A 23,027-nucleotide genomic window follows, 5' to 3' on the forward strand; every position below is an offset into this window, starting at 1 on the left:
GAATGCATTTAGCATGTTGATAAGTGAATGCGATGTTATTAATCAAAACTTAGGTCAAGGTCATCAGAAGCAGCGACTGGTGCTTTATCATTTTGACGTTGTTCAATCGGTTTTTTAAGGAAGTTAACCATTAGTGCTGTTGTTACTGAGCCGGCAATGATAGCAACCACGTAGAAGATACGACCATCAACTACGGGTAGTACAATCAGACCGCCCCATGGCGCATGGTTTAGTACACCAAATAAGAATGCTGTTACGTTACCAACGATGCCACCAACGACGATTGAAGGGATTACACGCATTGGATCTGAGGCTGCGAATGGGATTGCACCTTCAGTGATACCGATACAGCCCATGATTCCAGCTGCTTTACCTGCTTCACGCTCTTCATCAGAGTAACGCTTAGGCGATAAAAGAGTTGCAAGGAACATACCTAGTGGCGGTACACAGATAGCAACACCAACACCACCCATTAACCATGGTTGAGTACCAACTTGTGTTTGAGCAAATAGGGTTGCTACTTTGTTGATAGGGCCACCCATATCAAAGGCAGTCATACCACCTAGAATGACACCTAAGAATGCTTTAGATGTGCCAGCCATGCCTTGAAGCCATGCATTCATGCCTTCCATTGCCATTGCAATCGGCGCACCGATAACCCAGATAACAAGACCTGAAACAATGAACGTACCACCAATAGGAAGAATGAAATAAGTTGAGATGGCTTTGAGTTTGTTCGATAGCGGAATACGTTTTAGTTGTAGTACTACGTAACCGGCAATGAAACCGACAATGATTGCGCCAATAAAGCCGGCGTTAACTTGGTTAGCAAGGTAAGCACCAATCATACCTGGCGCAAGAGCTGGACGGTCAGCGATAGAGTAAGCAATGTAGCCACCTAGCACTGGTACGAATAATGTGAAACCTGCGATACCCATGTCCCAAAGGCCTTCAAGGAATACACCTTGAGGAACTGCGCCTTTACCACCTAGCATTACTGAAAGTGCAAGTAATACACCGCCAGCAACAACGAACGGTAACATATGACTGGTACCAGTTAATAGGTGCCGTTTTAATTGCGACAATTGGTTTTTCATAAGAATAACTCCATTTCGTTATGACAACGTTGGCCACGGATAAGGACAAGAACATAACAGGTTTAAGATGGCGATAAGCCGTTTTGTTGGAGCCATTATGTGCGGCTAAAAAAATTATAAGTATGGGATAAAACGTGCATTTGCTGGACATTTGTAACCAGCCAAATGAGATGTGATTTAACTCTCAGGTTTGAGGTGGGGATAAAGAGATCTAGCGCACATAACATGCGCGAATGGTGTTTGCTTTTGATTGCAGCAACAAAAATTAAGCTTTAACAGCCTAATATTATGGTGCTTTGTATAATTGATCGTGGCAGTAAAGGTGGATTAATCTAACCGAAGACGATATTGATCTGGTGTTGCACCAGTGTATTTTTTAAATAGCGTAATAAACGGTGAGGCTTGATGATAACCTAACGTTAACGCCGTTTCGTTAACTGACATTCCTTGGCGTAATAGATGGAGCGAATAGATAAATCTACGTCGTTGTCGCCACTCTGTAAAACTGATCCCCAATTTATTTTTATAATGGCGTGCTAAGGTACGTTCAGTCGTGTGCAGTTGTTGTGCCCATTGTGCTAAGGAAAGGTTATTAATCGGATTATGTTCTAATTCAATTAAAATCGGCTGTAATAACTTATCTTCGCTGGTGGGTAAAAATTGATCGTGTTCTTCACACAGTAATACTTGATCAAATAATACCGTGATTAAGTGTTTATCCTGTTCGCTGGTTGCGACCGTAATCTGACGCTGACGTAGATCCTCAATGATAGCGGTCATAATTGCACTGACTTCTAATAAACAAGGGTAAGCGGGGAGTTTATCTGACAGCGGTGGACAAATATTCATTGAACAGTAATTAAGACTGCGTCGAATGTAGCTTTTATGCTCTATCATCGGTGGCATCCATAGTGCATAACGTGGTGGCGCTAAAAAACGTTTGCTCGCAGTGCTAAGTTCAATAATACCATTGCTTACAAGATGTAACTGTCCCCAGTAATGACTATGATTGAGGGTGCTTGTATCTGGCTCAAACACTTCATGGACAAAAAATATATCATCAGGAGGATTGTTATTATCAATAACAGGGTTGTAAATAGTAGCCATGATTTGATCCAAACAACATTGCGAAATTATAAGTATATCAGCCACTAAGAAGGAGATGAAAGAGGCAATTGATATGAGTAATTACTTTTATAGTGCCAAGTGCTAATTAAATAACGTAATTTAATATTAATCCAATAATTAATAAATATATTTTAAATAATAATATTGTATTTGTTATTCATGTATATTTTTTATTTTGAAGACTATTTTTGCAATTAAAATTATTATTGTTTTTTTTATGACATTCGCATTGATGTAATCGTTTATTTTCTGACTCTTTATTTTTTTATCACAATTCCACCCGTGAGCTATATAGGAATGTTATGAGATTTAGAACTGATATAAATGGCTTACGTGCCTTAGCCGTTATTGCGGTGGTATTGTTTCATTTTAATCCGCCTTGGGTTCGTATTCCTGGTGGTTTTGCTGGCGTTGATGTTTTTTTTGTTATTTCTGGTTTTCTAATGACCAGTATTATATTTAGAGGATTAGAAAATAATAATTTCTCTATTATTAAGTTTTATATATCCCGTGCTAATCGTATTATTCCTCCATTGATGGCGATGTGCTGTGTATTATTAATATTAGGTTGGTTTTACTTAACGCCCGTAGATTATCGAATTTTGGGTAAGCATATTGCTGGCAGTAGCGGTTTTATCTCTAACATTTTTTATTTTAAAGAATCTGGTTATTTTGATGCTGGATCTCATGAAAAATGGCTATTACACACTTGGTCTCTCTCTGTGGAATGGCAATTTTATATCATTTACCCTGTAGTATTGGTTGTTCTTGAAAAAGTTTTTAGTATCAATAGTATAAAGAAAATACTAGTGATTATTACTGGCTGTGGTTTTGTATTTAATCTGTATATTAGTTATCAAAATCCGACTTACGCCTATTTTCTTCTTCCTGCGCGTGGATGGGAAATGATGTTAGGTGGATTAGCGTATTTGTATCCAATTCAACTTAATGAAAATAATAAGAAATATTGTCAGTGGCTAGGGGTACTCTTAATTATTGCTGCTTATAGTACTATGGGTGAGCAAGACATGTGGCCGGGATATTTAGCATTAATGCCCGTTGAAGGCGCTTTTCTTATTATTATTGCTAATCGTCACCATAGCTTTTTTGATCACCCTATTTTACAACGATTAGGTACATGGTCGTATTCCATTTATTTATGGCACTGGCCGTTAGTCGTAATTGGGTATTATCTATCTATCCCATATTTTGAATTTGTCGGTCTTCCTATTTCGATATTATTAGGGTATTTAAGTTATCGCTATATTGAAAATCGTAAAGTGTTGACTAAATCAGTATCAATACCGCGTCAAATAATAACCTCTATACCATTGTGGTTAATTATTGTGGTTGGGGGCGTTGCTGCGGTGGTATTTAAACATCATGGTTTCGCTGTTGATAGATTTCCAACCAGTGTGAATAATATTGTTAAAGATATAAAGCCAACCCCTAATCGTGATAATTGCCATATTTATAGCTACCAAGACCCGACTAAAGCATGTGAATATTATGGTCATAATATTGATTGGGCGGTATTAGGAGATAGTCATGCTATTAGTATTAGTTATGCCTTAGCTAATCGCCTAAAAGCCACTGATCAAGGACTTAAACACTTTAGCTTTGCTGGTTGTATTCCCTCGTATGGCCAAAAAAATAACTTCAGCCTCTGCTCACGGTGGTATAACGAAGCTGCTGACTATATTTTACAAAATAAAAAGATTCAAAATGTGGTGTTGATTAATCGCTACTCAGCTGGGTTATATGGTGAAAATGAAGGTATATATCCGCAGTTAGCACATAAAAAAATGCCAGAGTATGCGGGGATATTAACCGCATTTGATAAATTGGTTTTACAATTAGCTCATACCAAAAAAAATGTTTACGTGATAAAGCCTGTACCAGAAATGGGACGTAGTATTAGTAAGTTATTCTATGAAAATTATTGGGTAGGTAAGCCAGTTAAAGATATTGTATCAATGTCAAAAACCTATTATGAACAGCGTAATTACGATATTCTGCATCATTTTAAACAAGCTCGATATCCAGCTAATGTTCATTTTATCGATTCACAAAAAGAGTTTTGTGATGCTCGTTATTGTTACGCGGTGCGAGATTCACATCCTTTGTATCATGATGCTCATCATGCCTCACAGCAAGGGGCTGAGAAACTTGTGTCGCAGATAGTCATTTAGTTTTGCTGTTTATATATTAGGAATAATAATCTGCCGCGGAAGGATGAACCCACTGTGACAAAATGGTATTATCTGCGCCCGTTTTACTCCGTGACTCTTGGATAACTTAATGAATTTTGATCGTATTGTCTGTTTTGACCTCGAAATGTGCTGCTGGAATGATGGCCGCACATCGCGAACTGGTGAAATCATCGAAATTGGAGTGGCGGAACTGGATTTAAATACCGGTCGTATTGTGCGACGTGCTCAACATTATGTTCGACCTGAACATGATGAAATTTCGCCTTTTTGCACTGAATTAACGGGTATTAAGCCTGATTTGATTGAAAAAAATGGTAAGCCATTAGCGACTATTTTACGTTCTATTGAACAAAAGTTTGGTGGTCGTCATAAAATCTATGCCGCTTGGGGCCATGATGATCGTATTTTAAAGAAAGAATGTGCAGCTAAAGAGTTAAAAGTACCATTTCGTGAGTATATAAATTTAGCGACGCTATTTAAATTACAACGCCATGTAACGAATAAGCGCCTTGGGCAACGTGCTGCGATGGAAATTGCAGGTGTGAGTTGGGAAGGGCGTCAGCACTCAGGTTATGTTGATGCTTATAATCTGGCTCGATTAGCCGCGACGATGTTCTGTGATAAAGAGTCATTAACGAACGATTAGTGTGGTTGGTGAATAAAAATACTCCCTTTTCTAAACCTTAAATTTTTTACATTCTGACACAGAGTAAGAAATTTAGGGTTTTTTCGTTTAAATCCATAAATGTCCGACTAAGCATTTTCTATGTCCGATCACGAATATATGTTTCTCATAGGAAGTGACAAAATAACCTCGTTATCTATTTCAATTTCCTTTATTGAAATGACTGTTTTATCTAAGGCCGACAATGTTCTATTTATTACCTTTTTTTACTGTTGCAATCTGGGCAGGGAATGCCATTGTCAATAAGATGGCATTTAGTGTCATCGATCCTGGAGCGATTTCTTTTTATCGTTGGTTTTTTGCTTTAGTTGCGTTAACCCCTTTTTTAGCTAAGTCTGTGTGGCGTGAACGAGCAATTATTAAACCTTATCTCACTAAGTTAGCTTTTTTGGGCTTACTTGGAATGGTTCTTAACCAATCATTAGGCTATTTTGCCGCAGCGACCACGAGTGCAACCAACATTGCATTGATTATTTCATTGGTGCCATTGGTGAGTATGTTTTTAAGTGTGCCATTATTAGGTCAACGCTTATCACCTTTCGCACTCGTAGGGGCGGTTTTATCATTAAGTGGTTTGGTATTAATGTTAAGTCATGGCCATGTAAGTAGCTTAGTGAGTCAGGGTATCAAGCAAGGCGATGCGTTAATGCTGATCGCAGCTGTGGTGTATGCCTTATATTGTGTGTTACTTAAACGCTGGAAAATGCCGATTTCAAATTGGCACTCAGTTTATGTGCAGTGTCTATTTGCGGTAGTGATGTTAACGCCGTTACTGTTAACGAGTCATCGCATGGCTATCACAGCAGCAGCTGCACCTCTCATTATGTATGCTGCATTACTCGCATCAGTATTAGCGCCATGGTTGTGGATGCAAAGCATTGAGCGTTTAGGCGCAGATAGGACGGCGATGTTCATGAACTTGTTGCCAATTATGGCGGCAGGTATTGCGAGTGTGATGTTAGGTGAGCATTTACATACCTACCATTATGTTGGTGGTATTATGGTGTTATCCGGGGTTGCAATGGCGCAAAAACGTGCGAAAGCGAAGAAGGTCGTTGAAGCGGTTATCGCATAGTTAGAGTGTTATTTAATGTATAAATAAAAACGCCGCAATCATCATGATTGCGGCGTTTTTTTAACTCTCTATAACGCTGGTGTTAAATAAAAGCCAGTAATGGTGAAATACACAGTAAAACACCAGTGACAATAATAAGGTTAGTTGCGATGCCTTTATATTGGTGTAACTGAGGAACTTGATACACTAAATACGCTGGAATCAAACAGCCAACAATACCGAATATCGGTGAACAGATAGAGGTAAATGATAGGATGGGTAGATTTAAAGCAACGGCGCCCCATGCCACCAAGATAATAAAAAGAGTGGTAAATTTATCAACCAGCTTAGTGTTAATCTTATGACTTTCAAATTTACGCTCTAATATATTCATTGCTAAACCACGACACGCTTCTTTAAAGGCGAGGAAAACCCCAAAGAATGATGTCACTACGGCAAAGATATTGATCACAATTCCAACAATCGTCGCCCAACTACCAGGAAAGTAATGGGCAATCATGGCGAGAGCTGAAATATTCAATGCCATCGCATGTTTTGCTTCGGTTTGATTGATTGCAAAAGTAAAGGATATTGCAAAGAAAAACACCACCACAAATAGAATAGTGAAAGCAATTTTCATGGCTCGAGTTGCTTTGTAGCGTGCAACTTCAATCGATTTTTCATGTGAGCGGTAAGAAATAACCATTGGGCTCAATGATTGAATGAACAGAATCGATGTCAGTGTAAAGGGTAAAGTAATAATGGCATTTTTAAGCATTAAGCCCCAGTTTGCCACCGGGGTAATATTATCAAAACTCCATTGTGGGACTAATAATACCGCCATCACTGCAACTAATAGCAATACTGTTACCGCCATAAAGCCAGATATTTTAAATAAGAACTTTTCACTTTTCGAGCCGATATAACTTAATAAGCTAATTAAGGCTAAGCCATAAAATACATTATTGTTGAGATGAGTTTTGGTTATTCCAAAGGAATGTAAGTAAGAGGCGCTATCATTGGTCACGGTTAATGAATAAACCAACACCCAGATCACTAACATTAAGAAATATAATATCCCTAATACAATGCCCCAGTTTTTGCCTAAATAACCGGAAATTACACCAGGATAGTCAGTACATTTTTTTGATTCAGCTAAAGTATTAATAAATAATTTTTGGAATAAATACATCGCAGGGTAGCCAATTACTGCGGATAGCAAAAAGACCCATAACCCCATCACTCCGACTTGAACCGGTAAGAATACTATCCCTGCACCGACAGCCATACCAATGCTCATCACTATCCAACCGATGTCTACATTGTCAAATTTGATCGCTTGTTGCCATTGTTCTTGGGTCATATTGGCTCGAACATGCAATGGCGTGTTCGTTGTTGCTGGAGATATCTTGACTGTTTGGTTCATATTAATTTCAGCCTTGAATAGTTAACCCAAACACAATGTTTGGCTTATTATTTTGGCGGCGGTATGGCCAACCGTGTTCGCGTCTTGTTAGAAATATAAAACCGTCAAACTATAACTAAAGAGCAGTGAAAGAGTGCTTATTGCTCATGAAGTATGCTTTAAGTTGATGTTATTTAAATGTTTTATAACCACTTATCAAAAATAATAATAATGCGTAAACGCACAAAATGTCGTAATAACAGAATGTAGGGTAGTGTTATTTTTATAAGTTAGGCAGTGGTTTTTCTAATAGTGTTCGCGTTGTTTATTGCGGGAATTATTGCGCTAATAGGGTGTTTTTTAAATAACTAGAGGTAATAATATATATCTAAAAAGAATATCAAGGAGGAGTAAAACGCAGTTTTGACTGTTTTTTGCTGAGGATTATAGGAATAAGACAATATAATCCTCTAGATAAACATAAAAAAGCAAACGAGTTACCTAGCCTTTTCTATATATCTAGAGGAGTTACTCTCTATCTTACTGAATGTATGGTTATTTATTAATCATGATATCAAGGATCTGTACATCCGTTTGTGTCATTGAGCCATTGGCCAGTGCTGATAAGTTACGAATTGTACTGTCAACATCGTGTGCAACAATACCTTCATTACCCGTGACCCCAATGCCATCTAGCGCCATCAATGCTGATTTTACGGCAGAGCCTGCTGACGATGATACTTTCATTGCGCAGCTCGTTTTTGCACCATCACAAATCATACCTGCAATATCACCAATCATGCTGTTGATTGCCGCGCTGATTTGCTTGATATCGCCACCGAGTAGCCATGTCATGCCAGCCACTGCACCCATTGATGCGGTGGTTGCGCCACATAATGCAGATAATTTGTTTTGGTAGCTTTTAATATAAATTGCCATTAGGTGCGACAACATTAATGCGCGAATAAGTTGCTCATCGTCAGCTTTGATAAATTCAGCAACTACAACAACGGGCATGGTGGCTGCAATACCTTGGTTACCAGAGCCTGAATTACTCATCGCAGGCTTCATCGCACCGCCCATACGGGCATCGGAAGCGGCAGCAGTGCGAAGTAATACGTCAGTTAATAAGCCACCGGCAAGTAAACCGCGTTCAACACTGCGTTGGAATGTCGCACCAACTTGAAGGCCATAATTACCTTGGAGACCTTCAATAGAAAGATCGTTGTTGAGCTGATAAGCCTGCTTAATAAATTCAATCTCAGCTAGCGGTGCTTGGGTCGCAAAATCAAAAATGTCTTGTGCACACGCATCAATAAAAGGATTACTCTTAATGGTTTTTTGAGCAGGATTGAGTGTATTTTGTGGCTCAGCAATATAAGTTGTGATGCCATCTTCTTCAATTGCTAATACATGAGTATGGCTATCTGCAATTGTCACCGTTGCTGAATGGTTGGCACTAAAGATGGTGACTTTGGAGTAAAGAATATTACTAACATTGGCAACATTAACCGTTACCATTTTTTTATCCAGCATTGTTTTTGCTATAGCGACATTGTCAGTCGTTAGATTTTTGAGAACTTCCAATTGCGCGCTGCTATCACCAGCAACCGCACCTGCAGCGGCTGCTATTTCTAGTCCTACCATACCTGTGCCAGGAACAGTAACACCCATACCATTTTTCATTAGATTAGCAGAAACGAGGACATTGATAGCTGTAATGTCTTGATGATTTATATTGAGCTTATTGACAGCAATTGCTGCGGCTAAGGCAACGGATACAGGTTCGGTACAACCCAGAGCAGGAACGACATCGCGCTTTACAACATCAATAAATGCTGGCCAAAGTGTGTGTTTCATTGCAATCACCTAATACTCTGTATAAAAGAGTCAAAAATTACGGCTAAAAGAAAAATTTCATATTTACGAGGTAAATAGTTAGTCAGCGGAGCATGTCATTTATTGATTGCGAGTATACATTTAGTCGTAAAGAAAAAAATCGTATATTCATTACTTACAATCAGGCTAATTAGCAAATTTTGCTAAAATAATAACTCATGGTGGTGTTTTTGTTGTATTGATCACAGTTTTATTGGGTTTATTTTTTGTGTTAGTGATGGCTGATTTTTATGGTGATGATAAAAAAATTGTTGTTATAAGGGCTGAAATATCAGTTTATGGTGGCAGGGATAGTCACTTTCTAGGTATCATTGTCATTTGAAAGATTATCTAAAGGTTGAGGAGCAATAACTTCAGCCTTTTATTTTCTTTAAAAAGGTAAACGTTTGCGTTGGTTGAAGATGAGGATTAACGACCAATGATAGCGGATTGAAACCAGACAATTATAGGAAGCCATCATGTCTGTTGACAGTACACATAATACTCCAAGTGAATCAACACGTGGTTTAGACCGTTATTTTCAAATCACTGAGCGCGGTAGTAGCGTTAAACAGGAAATTATTGCCGGATTAACCACCTTTTTAGCAATGGTATATTCGGTAATTGTTGTACCAAGTATGTTGGGTTCGGCAGGGTTTGATCAAAGTGCAGTCTTTATCGCGACCTGTTTAGTGGCGGCATTTGGTTCACTGTTGATGGGGCTATGGGCTCGTTTACCTATGGCTATCGGGTGTGCAATATCATTAACGGCTTTTACTGCATTTAGTTTAGTACTTGGTCAAGGGGTAAGCATTCCTGTTGCATTAGGTGCGGTGTTCTTGATGGGGGTAGTGTTTACCTTTATTACGGTTACCGGTATTCGCGGTTGGATCATGAGAAACATGCCAACGGGTATTGCTCATGGTACCGGTATTGGTATTGGTCTCTTTTTATTATTGATTGCCGCAAATGGCGTTGGTTTGGTTATCAAAAATCCACAACCAGGCTTACCTGTTGCGTTTGGTGATTTCGTATCATTGCCTGTGATTATGTCGCTAGTTGGTTTAGCGGCGATTATTGGCCTTGAGAAACGTCGCGTACCAGGTGGTATTTTATTAGTGATTATCGCTATTTCAGTCTTTGGGTTAATTTTTGATCCTAATGTGAAATATCATGGTTTATTTGCATTACCGACATTCGGTGGTGACGGTTCATTATTAGGTTCTCTTGATATTATGGGCGCGCTTAACCCGGTGATCTTACCGACAGTATTAGCGTTAGTGATGACGGCTATTTTTGATGCAACTGGTACGATTCGAGCTGTTGCTGGCCAAGCTAACTTATTAACTGAACGCGGTAATATTATTAGCGGCGGTAAAGCATTAACTGCCGATTCTGTCAGTAGTATTTTTGCGGGTTTAGTGGGCGGCTCACCTGCTGCTGTTTATATTGAATCAGCGGCAGGTACGGCAGCTGGTGGTAAAACGGGTTTGACAGCAACTACGGTTGGTCTGTTATTTGTATTAATGCTGTTTTTAGCGCCGTTAAGTTATTTAGTACCTTCTTATGCGACGGCTCCGGCATTAATGTATGTTGGTTTATTGATGTTAAGTAATGTTAGTAAACTGGATATGGACGATTCTGTTGATGCATTATCAGGGTTGTTATGTGCGGTCTTTATTGTCTTAACGGGTAATATTGTTACTGGCATTATGCTCGGTTTTGTAAGTTTAGTGATTGGCCGTGTTGTATCTGGTGACTTTAAACGACTCAATATCGGTACGGTTATTATTGCAATAGCACTAGTTGTCTTTTATGCCGGAGGCTGGGCTATTTAAGCTCACAAGACTATTTATTTATAATCAACCCGCGAATTAACGCGGGTTTTTTTATGTTCAAAATTATTATGTAGATATGTTTTTTTCAGATGCTCAAGCGTAAACTATTGTCAGATCTCTTTATTTTGGAGTTGTTATTTATGAAAAAAACCTTATTGGCGTTGGTTGTTGCCATCGGATTTAGCCAAGCTGCCAATGCCTGTACGGGGATCACATTAGCAACCACTGGCAATGATCATATTCAAGCGCGTACCATTGAGTGGGGACACAGTAATCTCAATAGTAAACTGGTTATTGTGCCACGCGATTATTCTTATACCTCAACCATGCCCGATCATAAATCAGGGCTAACGTGGGTGAGTAAATATGGTTTTGCTGGCATATCTGTTAGCGATGATAAGTTTATTGCGGAAGGGATTAATGAAAAAGGGTTAACTGCGGGGCTATTTTATTTTCGAGGTTATGGCTCGTTAGCAACGTATAATCCTAAAGATACTGCAAATAATATTACCGATATGGATTTTGTACGCTGGATGCTAAGTCAATATTCTACTATTGCTGAAGTAGAGGCGGCATTAAGTAAAATTAAGATCGTCACCGTGTATTTTGATGAAAAAGGCCAGCCATCGCCGACTGCGCATTGGCGAGTGTCAGATAAGCAAGGTAATAGCATCGTCATTGAAATTATGGATCACGGAAAGATCAATATCTATAAAAACACCGCTAAAGTATTAACAAATTCTCCTGATTATAATTGGCAGGTAACTAATCTTAATAACTATATTAATTTGCATCCTGGTATTAGTAAGCCTCAGCAAATTAATGGTGTTGCTGCGCAATCTTTTGGGGTTGGCTCTAACTTTGTTGGCTTACCTGGGGATATTTCACCACCGTCGCGCTTTGTTCGAGCTGCATTTTACGTAAATAGCGCACCAGTATTAAAAACAGCACAGCAGGCAGTATCACAAGCATTTCATATTCTGAATAATTTTGATATTCCGATTGGGAGTGAATTTAACGATAAAGCGCATATCCCTGATTTACCTAGTGCCACTCAGTGGACATCCGTAATCGATCAGAATAACGGTGAATTGTATTACAAAACTATGTATAACAGCACTATTCGTCGAGTTGACTTAGCAACACTTAATTTCAATGCTAAACAAGAACATATTCAAGCATTAGACAATGGCACATTTAGTTATCAGAATGTGACTATTAAATAAAGAAAAGCCAGCGTAAATGCTGGCTTTTTATTAGGTTAATTGTACCTTTGGCGTCGGTGGTGGTGCTTTATGGATAAGCATATAAGCAGAAATACCGACAAAAATAAGAATGAAATAATCGAGTAGCCCATGTGGAACTGTCATAAATGGATGGGCAAATAAAGGACTGAGCACCGCGCCAATACTAAATGCAAAAAACATTATTTGGGCATTAGCAAATAAGAGCTCATCCGTCAGGGATTGGGTTGATTGTGCAATGGCTATTGGATATAGGGCAAAAATAGCGCTGCCAAATAGCGTTGTGCAAACAATTAGGAGTGGCGTATTTTCGGTTATTTGAAAACCTAAAATAGCAGTAATACCAATTATACTAAATAATACAATTGATTGTGGTTTTGTTAGTTTCATTTGAATGATTTTGGATAACGGTTTTGTCAGTATACCGCCAATAATAATGCAGGCCATTAAATAGCTAGTTTTGTGTTGGTCATAACCACAATTATGGAGCTCTAATGGCATCAAACCGTATAGTGAACCTAAAATTAGCCCGGATGCTAAACAGCCAAGTAAACCTTGAATATTAATCTGACCAATAATATCTAAACTAATTTTAGTTGTACTGGTTATTATTGGTGCTGTTTTACACATTATGATTAAAGGCACTAGCGAGAAAGTAATCATTGCTGCAATAGCAATGAAAGGAGCGTAACCTTCAGTTCCCGTTATGCTGATCCCTGTTTGGCCAACGGCACGGCCTAAACAAAGTACTGCTGTATTCGTTGCTAATCGTGCTGCTTGTTGTGATTTTGGTGTGACTAATAATAGCCACGACTCACATGAAATAAAAATACCTGCGACAGCTATTCCAGCAAAAAAACGACATATTAGCCAAATGGAAATATGAGGATAAATAGCCAAAATAACAACGGTTACAATATACAATAAGATAAAGAGTAAAATCCCACCTTTATATTGCAGTTTATTAACGATCGGTTTTGTTACAAACGCACCCAACAATACACCTAAGTAAAAGATACTGGTGAGATCACGTGCAAAAGATTGGTCAAAGCCAAAATTTTTAAAAGTAAACGGTAAAATACTCATTAAGAAAGCAGTACCGATAGAAAAAAGCCCAAGAGAAACTAAGACCCCATTATAACTTGTATATTTGAGATGATTCTCTGTAATTCGAGTCATTTACCCCTTCCACGTATAAATTATTTTTATCTATTTTATGTTATAAGGGGTATTTTTTTCTACTAATAGCGTAACAAATGTAACTCATGTGAGATCTTGGTTACAAAAATAGAATAATTATTACAAATTGTTCAGGTGTTGTTATAGAAGCCTGTGATAGACAGTTGTTGATAAATTATAGCGATCAATATAATACTCACGTCTGTTAGCTATTAAACAAAGCGGTTGTTAATTGACCTTAATATTCATATTTGGTGTATTGTAACGATCAAAAATGGAAACTTGCTTTGCGAGATCTGCATTTTGTCTAGGTTAGTTTATTAACTTGAAAACTGTCGAAATATAGACAAAATAACAAAATAGCGTCATTTAATTGCTATTCAAGGACACTTTCGTTTTTAAACTATTTAAAATCAGTCGCTTATTTTTATTTTGTTACGTAATTGTAATGAAAAAATATTCATGGTTAATGAGAATATAACCTCAATTAGCATTTTTAATGATAGTGATTTTTAATTCATTCTATTTGTGTATCTAACGTTGCAATTTACATGGGATGACAATTAATTTAATGCTGGTAGATTTTAGAAAAAGACGAGTTACCTTAGGGTTTTGTCATTATTTTATTATTTATTAAACGTTGGGGTTAACTATGAAAGTTGTTATTGAAATTTTAGAATCAGGCACATACCGAGATCAGGCGTGGGAAGGAACGTTCTTATCTACTAAAGGTGAGTTGCGTGCCGTTACACCATCTTATGCAGCCCAACTGATTGGTCAATCAAAAGCCGCGCTTTATCTTGATGACCATGGGGAAATGAAATTTGCATAATTACCTATATGGTATCCAAAATTAGAAATGGCGTTTCTATTAACTAAAAATAGAAACGCCATTTTTTTAAGAATGTATGTTAATAGTATTTACAATGTAAATTTGTTATTAATCAATTCATTACTTAAAATCAATGGTGGTAAAGTGTGGATTTTTTGTGATTGCAGTCATTGATGAAAGATTACTTAATACTACCGGCTGCTGCTGTTGCTCAATCAATAACATAATACATTCTTCACGGTTCTTATTATAAAATGTATCGTGTGCAATACCTATAATATGGCTGCCATCATTTAACGTTAGCTTAATGTTCAAATGATGCATACAGGCTATTTCGATATAATCATGTTGGTGACAACTTAGCATGCGATTATCCTTATAGAATTGATAACTATCATTAAGTAATTATACTAATAGTTAGCGAAATAAATCTAATAGGTTATGTATAAAGGTCAGTAGCATACCTAAAAAATCCATTAGTCCTGCAAGAAATGAAAACATCGTGATATCTAATTTATGAGTAATACTATAAACAATAGCAAAAGGGTCGTAGAAAACGACCCTTTAATTGCATTCTTTATTTTATTACGCGGTGGCAGGTTGCTTTTTGATCTTTGCTTTTAAGAAGCGATCAATTGGCATTTCTATTAGTTTATAACATAGGAAACCAGCGATGGCGCTACCGATAATCATTGCTATAACATAAAGCGGTCCAATATTAATAATACCAAGCTTACGCATTACGATAGTAACACCAGTAATAATAAATGGATGTACTAGGTATAATGCATATGATGACATGCCTAATTGATATAAGAGGTTAATCTTTGGTATTTTGGATTCTAAAGAAACAAAGCCAATAAATAATAGAAACATTGGAATGCCATAAACAATAATATGTCCTAAGGTATGGATCCAAAGTGAACTATAGAAATTATTTGTTATCATTATTGCTATTGCTATCAGTGTAGTAATGATAGCTGTTTTAGTTGAAAGCATTTTATTAGTTATAATCTTATATGCAACAATTCCCATTACAAATTCTATTAGTACTGGGTTTGTAATAAATGTGGTTGGTTTTAGCACCCATTTTGGATCTACTGGTGGGAATACTAGACCTATTATTACAAGAATAATTAAAGTAATAGATGTAAATAACTTTTGATTATTTTTAGAGAATAAAAAGAAAGCAAAGACTAAATAGAAGAAAAATTCATAGCTTAATGTCCACGCATTATTAATTAAATAAGGGTTTCCATTAGGTATTAAAGTAAAAGAAGAAAATATAGATGTAGGCCGCGTTGATGATGAATTGACTAAATCTGGATTGATTAGATAAATAGTTAATGCGACGCAGGTTAAAATCCAATATAAAGGTGCGATTCTTACTACTCGAGCTTTCATAAATGAAGTAAAAGACTGTCGATTTCTATCTACAGTTAAGCACATGATAAAGCCAGATATAATGAAGAATAGATCGACACCACTACCGCCAATTTTAAATGAGCTCAGAAGGTCAATGTTATAAATTGTTGCCTTATGGCTTGAGTGGGCAATAACCACCATAATTGCAGCTAAGGCGCGTAGATATTGTATCGATAGGTACACAGTAAATCTCTTTATATTTAGTGGATAGAAATTTTTAAAATATGTTAACACTAGCCAATATAAAGACAACCAAAGCACAATTATTATTTGTGAAATACACTTAAAACCATAACTATAAGTTATATAAATAATTTTATCATTTTCTTTGTGAATACAGTTCTGAGTCTAAATAATCATTATTGCCTTTGTTTGTTTTTATTGTCGTTAATAAAGATAAAAAATCATAAATGACTAGGATTAAACATTCAGAGGGAGGAATCGCGTTTTAAGAATGTTGACTAACACTATGATAATGATTTGAATTTATTAAGTTTGGTATTTTGATAATAGTGTTACTGGAAATCATATAATTAGCTAATTTTGCTTACTCGAAGCAACCATAATTATCACCTACATTTATATTGTGACATGGAAGGCAATCTATCATTGCTCGTGTTTTCATCTATTTTAAATATTGCGCTCAAAAAGTGGCTGGTTGGAACTTTTTTGTGTTTTTTTGCTTTACAGTTACCGCTGATAACTATAATATTCACCGCAGTTACGGAGAGATGGCTGAGTGGTTGAAAGCACCGGTCTTGAAAACCGGCATACGTTTATAGCGTATCTAGGGTTCAAATCCCTATCTCTCCGCCAAATTTAATTGTTGAGTTTCGACTTGGCAATAAAAAAGAAATTAGTGTGCCGACTTAGCTCAGTAGGTAGAGCAACTGACTTGTAATCAGTAGGTCACCAGTTCGACTCCGGTAGTCGGCACCATTAAATTTCGGTGGGATTCCCGAGTGGCCAAAGGGAGCAGATTGTAAATCTGCCGGCACTGCCTTCGAAGGTTCGAATCCTTCTCCCACCACCATAATTTGTAAAGATACATCGCAGGTATCGTATAATGGCTATTACTCCAGCCTTCCAAGCTTGAGATGCGGGTTCGATTCCCGCTACCTGCTCCAAACAATTCCCTCTTAGTTCAGTTGGTAGAACGCCGGACTGTTAATCCGTATGTCACTGGTTCAAGTCCAGTAGAGGGAGCCAAATAAAGAAGCCCGTAAGTAATTGCGGGCTTTTTTACGTCTAAAATTTGGTAACAGTAGGGTGTTAATCCTTAAATAGTGGTTCATCATCACTAGATAATTCCCTCTTAGTTCAGTTGGTGCTTCTTTATTGGGAAGATTAGCGGACGGTTAATCCGTATGTCACTGGTTCAAGTCCAGTAGAGGGAGCCAAATAGAAAAGCCCGCAAGTAATTGCGGGCTTTTTTACGTCTAAAATTTGGTAACAGTAGGGTGTTAATCCTTAAATAGTGGTTCATCATCACTAGGCAATTCCCTCTTAGTTCAGTTGGTGCTTCTTTATTGGAAAGATTAGCGGACGGTTAATTCACATATCATTGGCTCAACTCCAGTAGAGGGAGTCAAATAGAGAAGCCCGCAAGCAATTGCGGGCTTTTTTACGTCTAAAATTTGGTGAAAGTAGGGTGCTAATCCTTAAATAGTGGTTCATCATCACTAGACAATTCCCTCTTAGTTCAGTTGGTGCTTCTTTATTGGAAAGATTAGCGGACGGTTAATTCACATGTCACTGGTTCAAGTCCAGTAGAGGGAGCCAAATAGAAAAGCCCACAAGTAATTGCGGGCTTTTTTATGTCTAAAATTTGGTAACAGTAGGGTGTTAATCCTTAAATAGTGGTTCATCGATCACTATATAATTCCCTCTTCGTTCAGTTGGTGCTTCTTTAATTGGAGTGATCAGAGCCTCGAGTAGATCTTAAATTCGGTATACTTCAAAACGTCATAATTTAGTCATATTATTTTCATTGAATGACAAGAAGATAGGTTACCTTGTTTTATAAATATGTAATTAACTATGAAAAAGCACCTTTTCCTTATTAGCCTACTAATAAATTGTACGTCAGCATTTGCTATACCAAATTTTTCAAAAATTGATACCTATACAATAAAAGCCGATCAAAATTATCTTGCTGCAACTCCAGCTAAAAATCAAAATGGCACTATTAATGCCATCATTGAAATTCCGACAGGAAGTAATGAGAAATGGGAAGTAAGCAAAGTTGATGGCTCTATAATCAATTGGGAATTTAAAAATGGGCAGCCGCGTATTGTTCATTACCTTGGCTATCCAAGTAACTATGGCACGATTCCAAATACGGCATTACCAAAATCTTTAGGTGGTGATGGTGACCCATTAGATGTGTTAGTGCTTGGCTCTGCAATGGTACAGGGAAGCATTGTACAAGTGCGCTTAATTGGTGGTTTAAAAATGTTAGATAATGGCGAGCAAGATGATAAATTACTGGCCGTTCCAATTACAGAGCAATCTCCATTTAAAAAAATTAACTCAATAAAAGAAATGCAACAACACTTTCCTGGGGTATTAACGATTATTGAAACATGGTTCTCTAATTATAAAGGCCCTGATGCAAAGGTTGATATTCAAGGTTTAATATCTAAACAAGAAGCATTAGACGTACTTGATAAAGCAATTAAACATTATAATTAGAATAGATTCTTAATATTGTTTTATGTGATTAATTTAAAGTTGCTCTGAGTAGTAACTTTTTATTGGTTTAAATGTTGAGATAGAAGAAGTATTTTAAGCTATAAAATAATACATGATTCAGTCGTTTTTAATGCAGTATTAATAATTATTTAATATAAAAACACCATGAGTAATTATATACTAAAAATATATTCATTATAGGTAGTATGTAATTCAATCTATATTTGTGTTTTATTATAAATAATGAAGATAAAATATGTGCAATGATATATTTTTCATGTACCAACCTAAATATCATAATGAAAAGTTATTTGGGTATGAAGCATTATTAAGAGAAGTGAGTAATGGGGACGTTATATTTCCTGATTATTTGATTAAAGAAAATAGTGGTAATAATGATTTTGATTATTTTATAATAAATAGTGTAATTGATAGTTTATCGAAGTTAACATTAATAGATATTGGGAGTAAATCAATATCTATTAATGTTAGTGCTAAGTTTATGTCTACAGATATTGAATTAAATAAAATAAACTTATGTATTGTTGATGAGTTTAATTTGAAAATAGAGTTTGAAATTTTAGAAAACGGTAATATTACTGATTATAATATATGTAATAAAAACATTGAGCTATTAAACTCTATTGGTATTAGTGTCAGTGTTGATGATTTTGGAAGTGATTATGCATCTATTCGTCGATTGATAAACCTTAGAAATATAAATTTTATAAAACTCGATAAAAAATTAATTGACGATATCAAAGATTGTCCATCCCTTCTGCCATCAATGAAAATATTATTTGAATTTATTAATAGCTTTAATTTTAAAATTCTTGCTGAAGGTGTCGAAAATAAAGAAATATTTGAGATGTTACGGTCTGTTGGTATCGAGTATTTCCAAGGTTTTTATTTTTCTAAGCCACAGCTGTTAGATAGCTAATTTCAAAAAAGATATGTATCTGTTATCAAAGTTATAAACGATTACATATGCTGTATCATCTTCTATATCGAGTTTATCATTAAGTAGTATTACCCTCCTTTTAGCGTATGATAAATCTATGTTTTTTTAGGTTATTCATCATGTCAAAAACCATTGATTTTTATCACCAAAATGCTGGATTTCTAACTGAGCAATACCAATCACTTACTTTTGAGCAAGTTCATCAAAGTTGGCGAGCATATTGGCCACTGACTTCAGGAAGTGACGTTGCGAAAGTATTAGATGTAGGTGCAGGAACTGGACGAGATGCACTTTGGTTTGCGCAGCATCAGTGTGATGTTTATGCTATTGAGCCAGCAGCGGCATTGCGCGAATTTGGTCAACGTTATACGCAAGACTGCTTTGATAAAATCACATGGTTGGATGATAAATTACCCGAGTTAAATAGTATCACTGAGCTAGGAATTCGATTTGATTGTATATTGCTCTCGGCGATATGGATGCATATTGCGCCTAAATTTCGGGAACGTTGTTTTAGAAAGTTAGCTAATTTATTAGCACCGAGTGGCCGGCTTGTCATTTCTCTTCGGCATGGTGATTTTAATGATGCTCGAGTGGCTTATGCGGTGAGTGTAGAAGAACTCGAACAACTAGCGAAAAAACATGCCTTACAAGTGAATGCAATATCATCACTAGATACCGATGAATTAGGCCGTAGTAGTGTACAGTGGCAAACTGTTGTAATGCAATTACCTGACGATGGTACAGGTGACTTAATAAAAATACGGCAGATTATTGTTAATGATGCTAAATCGGCAACTTATAAACTGGCGTTGCTGCGCACTTTGTTACGCATTGCTGATGCGCACCCTGGAGCTGTGCTCGAGCGAAAAAATAATAAAGTTAAATTGCCGCTTGGGTTAGTCGGTTTATATTGGATTCGACAATTTAAACGTCTTATTGATATCGACATTAACGGCTTTGGTATCCAGCAAAGTAATGCGTCGAAAAAAGGCTTAGGCTTTGTTAAAGATGCAGGTTGGAATAAATTAAAACATCTTACAGCAGATGACTTAGCTATTGGTGCTATTTTTATAGGCGATGAAGCTAAAGCATTACAAACGGCTATTCGCGACACATTAACAACCATTCAAAATGGGCCTGTGACCTTTATTTATCAAGGAAATAAATCGAATACTTTATTTCAAATAGAACGGCAGACGTTGCGCTCAACGCCTACCTTGGTCTTAGATCTTGAGACATTAACAAGCTTTGGGCACTTCATTTTAGATGAGAGTTTGTGGGAATGTTTACGGCTCTATAGCAGTTGGATAGAGCCATTGGTCGTTAACCAGTGGATAGCTGAGATGCGGCGTTATAAGTGTAATGAAGATCGTGGTATTCAGTTACAAACCTACTATGACTGCTTAAAATGGATTGATGAAAGCCATGATACTCGTGATGTTAGAGGAAAAATCACGCATTTACAGCAAGCAGGCTATGAATTAGAGAGTGTTTGGAGTGGTAAACGTTTACAAGCCGATTATCAAGTCGATCATTGCTTACCTTTTGCTTATTGGCCGAATAATGATAAATGGAATTTATTGCCAGCGAGTAAAATTGAAAATAATAACAAGCGTGCTCGCGTACCTACTAAACGTCGTTTGAATGAATCTCGCGAACGGATTGTAAATTGGTGGCAAATAGCATGGCAAACTGAGACTGAGCAAAATCGTTTTTTTGATGAAGCCATATTATCATTACCTCATTTACCGCTAACGTGCCGTAATTTTGATGATGTTTTTCAGTCCATGGGACTTCAAATTTATGGTGTCAAAAGTCGTTTACTTGTTGGTGAGTGGTAGTTGGTTAATAAAAGTATATTTAAACTTTTTATCTTTGTTGTGAAGATTAATGATGTTCAGTAATAGAGACTTTATTATTTAGTATAAGGCTCTATTGCTATTTTTAGATTATAACTATCAGCTAGTTTCCAATACCCACATACGTTTCCAGACCGATAATATTTCACCTCTATTGTTCATTTTTTATAAATAATGAATTCATGTTATGCCTAATTATTTAAAATATATTAAATAAATATAATGAGAACGATTAAGGCGAAATAACAAGTAGAGACAAAAATGAGTCAGGGTAACGAAATAATGAAACAAGATAAAATGCCATTTCAGGTGTGGATATTAACACTTGCAGCATTCGCAATTGGCACTGCAGAATTTGTGATTGCAGGTATTCTGCCGCAGTTAGCAACATCATTATCAATTACAGAAGGTCAAGCTGGTTATTTAATTAGTGCTTACGCATTAGCAATCGTTATTGGTGGGCCAATATTAACGATCTATTTGACTCGATTTAATAAAAAAGCAGTATTAAGTGGATTGATGGCGCTTTTTATTATCGGAAATCTATTATCAGCTTTTGCACCAAATTATCACTTACTCTTAGTTAGTCGGGTTATCGCTGGTCTTACTCAAGGTCCATTTTATGGTATCGGTGCCGTTGTGGCGACTAACCTTGTTGCTGAAAAAATGGCTGGGCGCGCTGTTGGGCAAATGTTTGCTGGTTTAACGCTGGCTAATGTACTTGGGGTTCCTGCTGGCACATGGATCAGTTTACAGTTTGGCTGGCATAGTACATTCATTAGTGTTGCTGTATTAGGTACGTTAGCAATGTTTTCTATTCTAATGTTTATCAAAGCGGCGGGTCATAGCGAGGCAAAAGACAGTAAAGCGCAATTAATGGCATTCAAAAATCCGTTGCTATTAATAAGCTTAGCGATCACTGCTCTTTCATGGTCTGGTTTTATGGCGTTGTATGGTTATATTGCGCCTATTGCGATGCATATTACGGGTTATAGTGCTGGTGCTATTACTTGGCTTCTTGTTGTGGTTGGAGTTGGGTTGATTATTGGTAATATTCTTGGTGGTCGTTCTTCTGATAAAAACTTAAATAAAGCATCTATTTTCTGGGCTATTGCAATGATCCTTTCACTTATTGCTGTGGGCTTAGTGGTTGATAATAAGATTTTATTTGTAATTGCTGCTTTTATATTTGGTATTGCATCTTTTGCAAATGTACCAGCAATGCAACTTCGAGTTATGAATCATGGTGGTGAAGGCCAAGAACTGGCAGCAACAGCGAATATCTCAGCGTTTAACTTAGCCAATGCATTTGGTGGCTTCCTTGGTGGTATAGTACTTGATAGTCAACTGGGGGCTGGAATGATCCCATTTGCCGCTGCAATTATTCCTGTTTTTGGGGTAATACTGATTGCAACTATCAACCGCCGAGAAACTCAGCAGGGGCGAGCGGTATTGGATACAATAAGCTAACAATATTAGAAATAGTTACTTGTACGGGCTTTAATTAATGACGATGGTTACTTAAGCATTAA

The 23,027-nt window shown here is 36.8% G+C and carries 17 protein-coding genes and 7 tRNA genes; 17 read left to right on the top strand and 7 right to left on the bottom strand.

Annotation, left to right across the window (positions count from 1 at the left end):
- Positions 1-38: 38 nt before the first annotated feature.
- Both C0W29_RS02820 and C0W29_RS02825 read right to left on the bottom strand, forming a co-directional pair.
- Complete coding sequence (locus C0W29_RS02820) at positions 39-1,097, bottom strand: PTS fructose transporter subunit EIIC (protein WP_036791878.1); 1,059 nt, start codon at positions 1,095-1,097, stop codon at positions 39-41.
- Between the two features lie 327 nt (positions 1,098-1,424).
- Positions 1,425-2,204 carry an AraC family transcriptional regulator gene (locus C0W29_RS02825; protein ID WP_045043727.1) on the bottom strand — a complete coding sequence of 260 codons (780 nt, stop codon included), beginning with the start codon at positions 2,202-2,204 and terminating at the stop codon, positions 1,425-1,427.
- A 323-nt stretch (positions 2,205-2,527) separates the two neighbouring features.
- Between C0W29_RS02825 and C0W29_RS02830 the strand changes: the two genes are divergently transcribed.
- From C0W29_RS02830 to C0W29_RS02840, 3 genes are all read left to right on the top strand, one after another.
- Positions 2,528-4,417, top strand: a complete 1,890-nt coding sequence (locus C0W29_RS02830; RefSeq protein ID WP_045045621.1) for an acyltransferase family protein — start codon at positions 2,528-2,530, stop codon at positions 4,415-4,417.
- A gap of 109 nt (positions 4,418-4,526) precedes the next feature.
- Complete coding sequence (locus C0W29_RS02835) at positions 4,527-5,084, top strand: 3'-5' exonuclease (protein ID WP_045043728.1); 558 nt, start codon at positions 4,527-4,529, stop codon at positions 5,082-5,084.
- Positions 5,085-5,307: 223 nt separating this feature from the next.
- Positions 5,308-6,198, top strand: coding sequence for a DMT family transporter (locus tag C0W29_RS02840; protein ID WP_036791890.1), 891 nt, complete (start codon positions 5,308-5,310; stop codon positions 6,196-6,198).
- Between the two features lie 82 nt (positions 6,199-6,280).
- Here C0W29_RS02840 and C0W29_RS02845 read toward each other — a convergent pair whose 3' ends face one another.
- Positions 6,281-7,540 carry an SLC5/6 family protein gene (locus C0W29_RS02845; RefSeq protein WP_107174128.1) on the bottom strand — a complete coding sequence of 420 codons (1,260 nt, stop codon included), beginning with the start codon at positions 7,538-7,540 and terminating at the stop codon, positions 6,281-6,283.
- Positions 7,541-8,137: 597 nt separating this feature from the next.
- Positions 8,138-9,442 carry an L-cysteine desulfidase family protein gene (locus C0W29_RS02850; RefSeq protein WP_045045620.1) on the bottom strand — a complete coding sequence of 435 codons (1,305 nt, stop codon included), beginning with the start codon at positions 9,440-9,442 and terminating at the stop codon, positions 8,138-8,140.
- Between the two features lie 497 nt (positions 9,443-9,939).
- Here C0W29_RS02850 and C0W29_RS02855 point away from each other — a divergent pair, with 497 nt between their 5' ends.
- Together C0W29_RS02855 and C0W29_RS02860 are read left to right on the top strand one after the other, a co-directional pair.
- The gene (locus C0W29_RS02855) at positions 9,940-11,298 is read left to right on the top strand and encodes an NCS2 family permease (RefSeq protein WP_045043731.1); all 1,359 of its coding nucleotides are present in this window, start codon (positions 9,940-9,942) and stop codon (positions 11,296-11,298) included.
- A gap of 140 nt (positions 11,299-11,438) precedes the next feature.
- Positions 11,439-12,524: a linear amide C-N hydrolase gene (locus C0W29_RS02860; protein WP_045045619.1), complete on the top strand. Its 1,086-nt coding sequence runs from the start codon at positions 11,439-11,441 to the stop codon at positions 12,522-12,524.
- A gap of 30 nt (positions 12,525-12,554) precedes the next feature.
- Here C0W29_RS02860 and C0W29_RS02865 read toward each other — a convergent pair whose 3' ends face one another.
- Positions 12,555-13,721, bottom strand: a complete 1,167-nt coding sequence (locus C0W29_RS02865) for an MFS transporter (RefSeq protein WP_045043733.1) — start codon at positions 13,719-13,721, stop codon at positions 12,555-12,557.
- 652 nt (positions 13,722-14,373) lie between these two features.
- Here C0W29_RS02865 and C0W29_RS02870 point away from each other — a divergent pair.
- The gene (locus C0W29_RS02870) at positions 14,374-14,553 is read left to right on the top strand and encodes a hypothetical protein (protein ID WP_036791905.1); all 180 of its coding nucleotides are present in this window, start codon (positions 14,374-14,376) and stop codon (positions 14,551-14,553) included.
- 120 nt (positions 14,554-14,673) lie between these two features.
- On the opposite strand, the gene C0W29_RS02875 is transcribed toward C0W29_RS02870, so the two are convergent.
- A complete protein-coding gene (locus C0W29_RS02875; protein WP_036791908.1) occupies positions 14,674-14,919 on the bottom strand; it encodes a Rho-binding antiterminator in 246 nt (81 codons plus the stop codon).
- A gap of 219 nt (positions 14,920-15,138) precedes the next feature.
- Positions 15,139-16,161, bottom strand: a complete 1,023-nt coding sequence (locus tag C0W29_RS02880) for an acyltransferase family protein (RefSeq protein ID WP_052671713.1) — start codon at positions 16,159-16,161, stop codon at positions 15,139-15,141.
- A gap of 542 nt (positions 16,162-16,703) precedes the next feature.
- Here C0W29_RS02880 and C0W29_RS02885 point away from each other — a divergent pair.
- The 11 genes from C0W29_RS02885 to C0W29_RS02935 all read left to right on the top strand — a co-directional run bounded on the left by C0W29_RS02885 (position 16,704) and on the right by C0W29_RS02935 (position 22,965).
- A tRNA-Ser gene (locus C0W29_RS02885) sits at positions 16,704-16,794 on the top strand.
- A gap of 47 nt (positions 16,795-16,841) precedes the next feature.
- Positions 16,842-16,917 (top strand) — tRNA-Thr (locus C0W29_RS02890).
- A 9-nt stretch (positions 16,918-16,926) separates the two neighbouring features.
- A tRNA-Tyr gene (locus C0W29_RS02895) sits at positions 16,927-17,011 on the top strand.
- A 19-nt stretch (positions 17,012-17,030) separates the two neighbouring features.
- A tRNA-Gly gene (locus C0W29_RS02900) sits at positions 17,031-17,105 on the top strand.
- Between the two features lie 6 nt (positions 17,106-17,111).
- Positions 17,112-17,187: transfer RNA gene (locus tag C0W29_RS02905), tRNA-Asn, on the top strand.
- Positions 17,188-17,287: 100 nt separating this feature from the next.
- Positions 17,288-17,378 (top strand) — tRNA-Asn (locus C0W29_RS02910).
- 291 nt (positions 17,379-17,669) lie between these two features.
- Positions 17,670-17,760: transfer RNA gene (locus tag C0W29_RS02915), tRNA-Asn, on the top strand.
- Positions 17,761-18,018: 258 nt separating this feature from the next.
- On the top strand, positions 18,019-18,672 hold the full coding sequence (locus C0W29_RS02920) for an inorganic diphosphatase (protein WP_045045090.1): 654 nt from the start codon (positions 18,019-18,021) through the stop codon (positions 18,670-18,672).
- A 277-nt stretch (positions 18,673-18,949) separates the two neighbouring features.
- The gene (locus C0W29_RS02925) at positions 18,950-19,612 is read left to right on the top strand and encodes an EAL domain-containing protein (RefSeq protein WP_045045089.1); all 663 of its coding nucleotides are present in this window, start codon (positions 18,950-18,952) and stop codon (positions 19,610-19,612) included.
- A 140-nt stretch (positions 19,613-19,752) separates the two neighbouring features.
- Complete coding sequence (locus tag C0W29_RS02930; RefSeq protein ID WP_045042214.1) at positions 19,753-21,477, top strand: class I SAM-dependent methyltransferase; 1,725 nt, start codon at positions 19,753-19,755, stop codon at positions 21,475-21,477.
- A gap of 300 nt (positions 21,478-21,777) precedes the next feature.
- Positions 21,778-22,965 (top strand): MFS transporter, encoded by a 1,188-nt coding sequence (locus C0W29_RS02935; protein ID WP_045045088.1) that lies wholly within the window; start codon positions 21,778-21,780, stop codon positions 22,963-22,965.
- Positions 22,966-23,027: the final 62 nt, after the last annotated feature.

This window comes from Photobacterium kishitanii, from assembly GCF_003026355.1.
GTDB lineage: Bacteria > Pseudomonadota > Gammaproteobacteria > Enterobacterales > Vibrionaceae > Photobacterium > Photobacterium kishitanii.

Excerpts from the sequence above, each read along its gene's own strand:
- C0W29_RS02835 (WP_045043728.1), top strand. The coding sequence starts at position 4,527 with ATGAATTTTGATCGTATTGTCTGTTTTGACCTCGAAATGTGCTGCTGG.
- C0W29_RS02820 (WP_036791878.1), bottom strand. The coding sequence starts at position 1,097 with ATGAAAAACCAATTGTCGCAATTAAAACGGCACCTATTAACTGGTACC.
- C0W29_RS02865 (WP_045043733.1), bottom strand. The coding sequence starts at position 13,721 with ATGACTCGAATTACAGAGAATCATCTCAAATATACAAGTTATAATGGG.
- C0W29_RS02925 (WP_045045089.1), top strand. The coding sequence starts at position 18,950 with ATGTACCAACCTAAATATCATAATGAAAAGTTATTTGGGTATGAAGCA.
- C0W29_RS02860 (WP_045045619.1), top strand. The coding sequence starts at position 11,439 with ATGAAAAAAACCTTATTGGCGTTGGTTGTTGCCATCGGATTTAGCCAA.
- C0W29_RS02850 (WP_045045620.1), bottom strand. The coding sequence starts at position 9,442 with ATGAAACACACACTTTGGCCAGCATTTATTGATGTTGTAAAGCGCGAT.
- C0W29_RS02855 (WP_045043731.1), top strand. The coding sequence starts at position 9,940 with ATGTCTGTTGACAGTACACATAATACTCCAAGTGAATCAACACGTGGT.
- C0W29_RS02930 (WP_045042214.1), top strand. The coding sequence starts at position 19,753 with ATGTCAAAAACCATTGATTTTTATCACCAAAATGCTGGATTTCTAACT.
- C0W29_RS02935 (WP_045045088.1), top strand. The coding sequence starts at position 21,778 with ATGAAACAAGATAAAATGCCATTTCAGGTGTGGATATTAACACTTGCA.
- C0W29_RS02845 (WP_107174128.1), bottom strand. The coding sequence starts at position 7,540 with ATGACCCAAGAACAATGGCAACAAGCGATCAAATTTGACAATGTAGAC.
- C0W29_RS02875 (WP_036791908.1), bottom strand. The coding sequence starts at position 14,919 with ATGCTAAGTTGTCACCAACATGATTATATCGAAATAGCCTGTATGCAT.
- C0W29_RS02870 (WP_036791905.1), top strand. The coding sequence starts at position 14,374 with ATGAAAGTTGTTATTGAAATTTTAGAATCAGGCACATACCGAGATCAG.
- C0W29_RS02840 (WP_036791890.1), top strand. The coding sequence starts at position 5,308 with ATGTTCTATTTATTACCTTTTTTTACTGTTGCAATCTGGGCAGGGAAT.
- C0W29_RS02920 (WP_045045090.1), top strand. The coding sequence starts at position 18,019 with ATGAAAAAGCACCTTTTCCTTATTAGCCTACTAATAAATTGTACGTCA.
- C0W29_RS02825 (WP_045043727.1), bottom strand. The coding sequence starts at position 2,204 with ATGGCTACTATTTACAACCCTGTTATTGATAATAACAATCCTCCTGAT.
- C0W29_RS02830 (WP_045045621.1), top strand. The coding sequence starts at position 2,528 with ATGAGATTTAGAACTGATATAAATGGCTTACGTGCCTTAGCCGTTATT.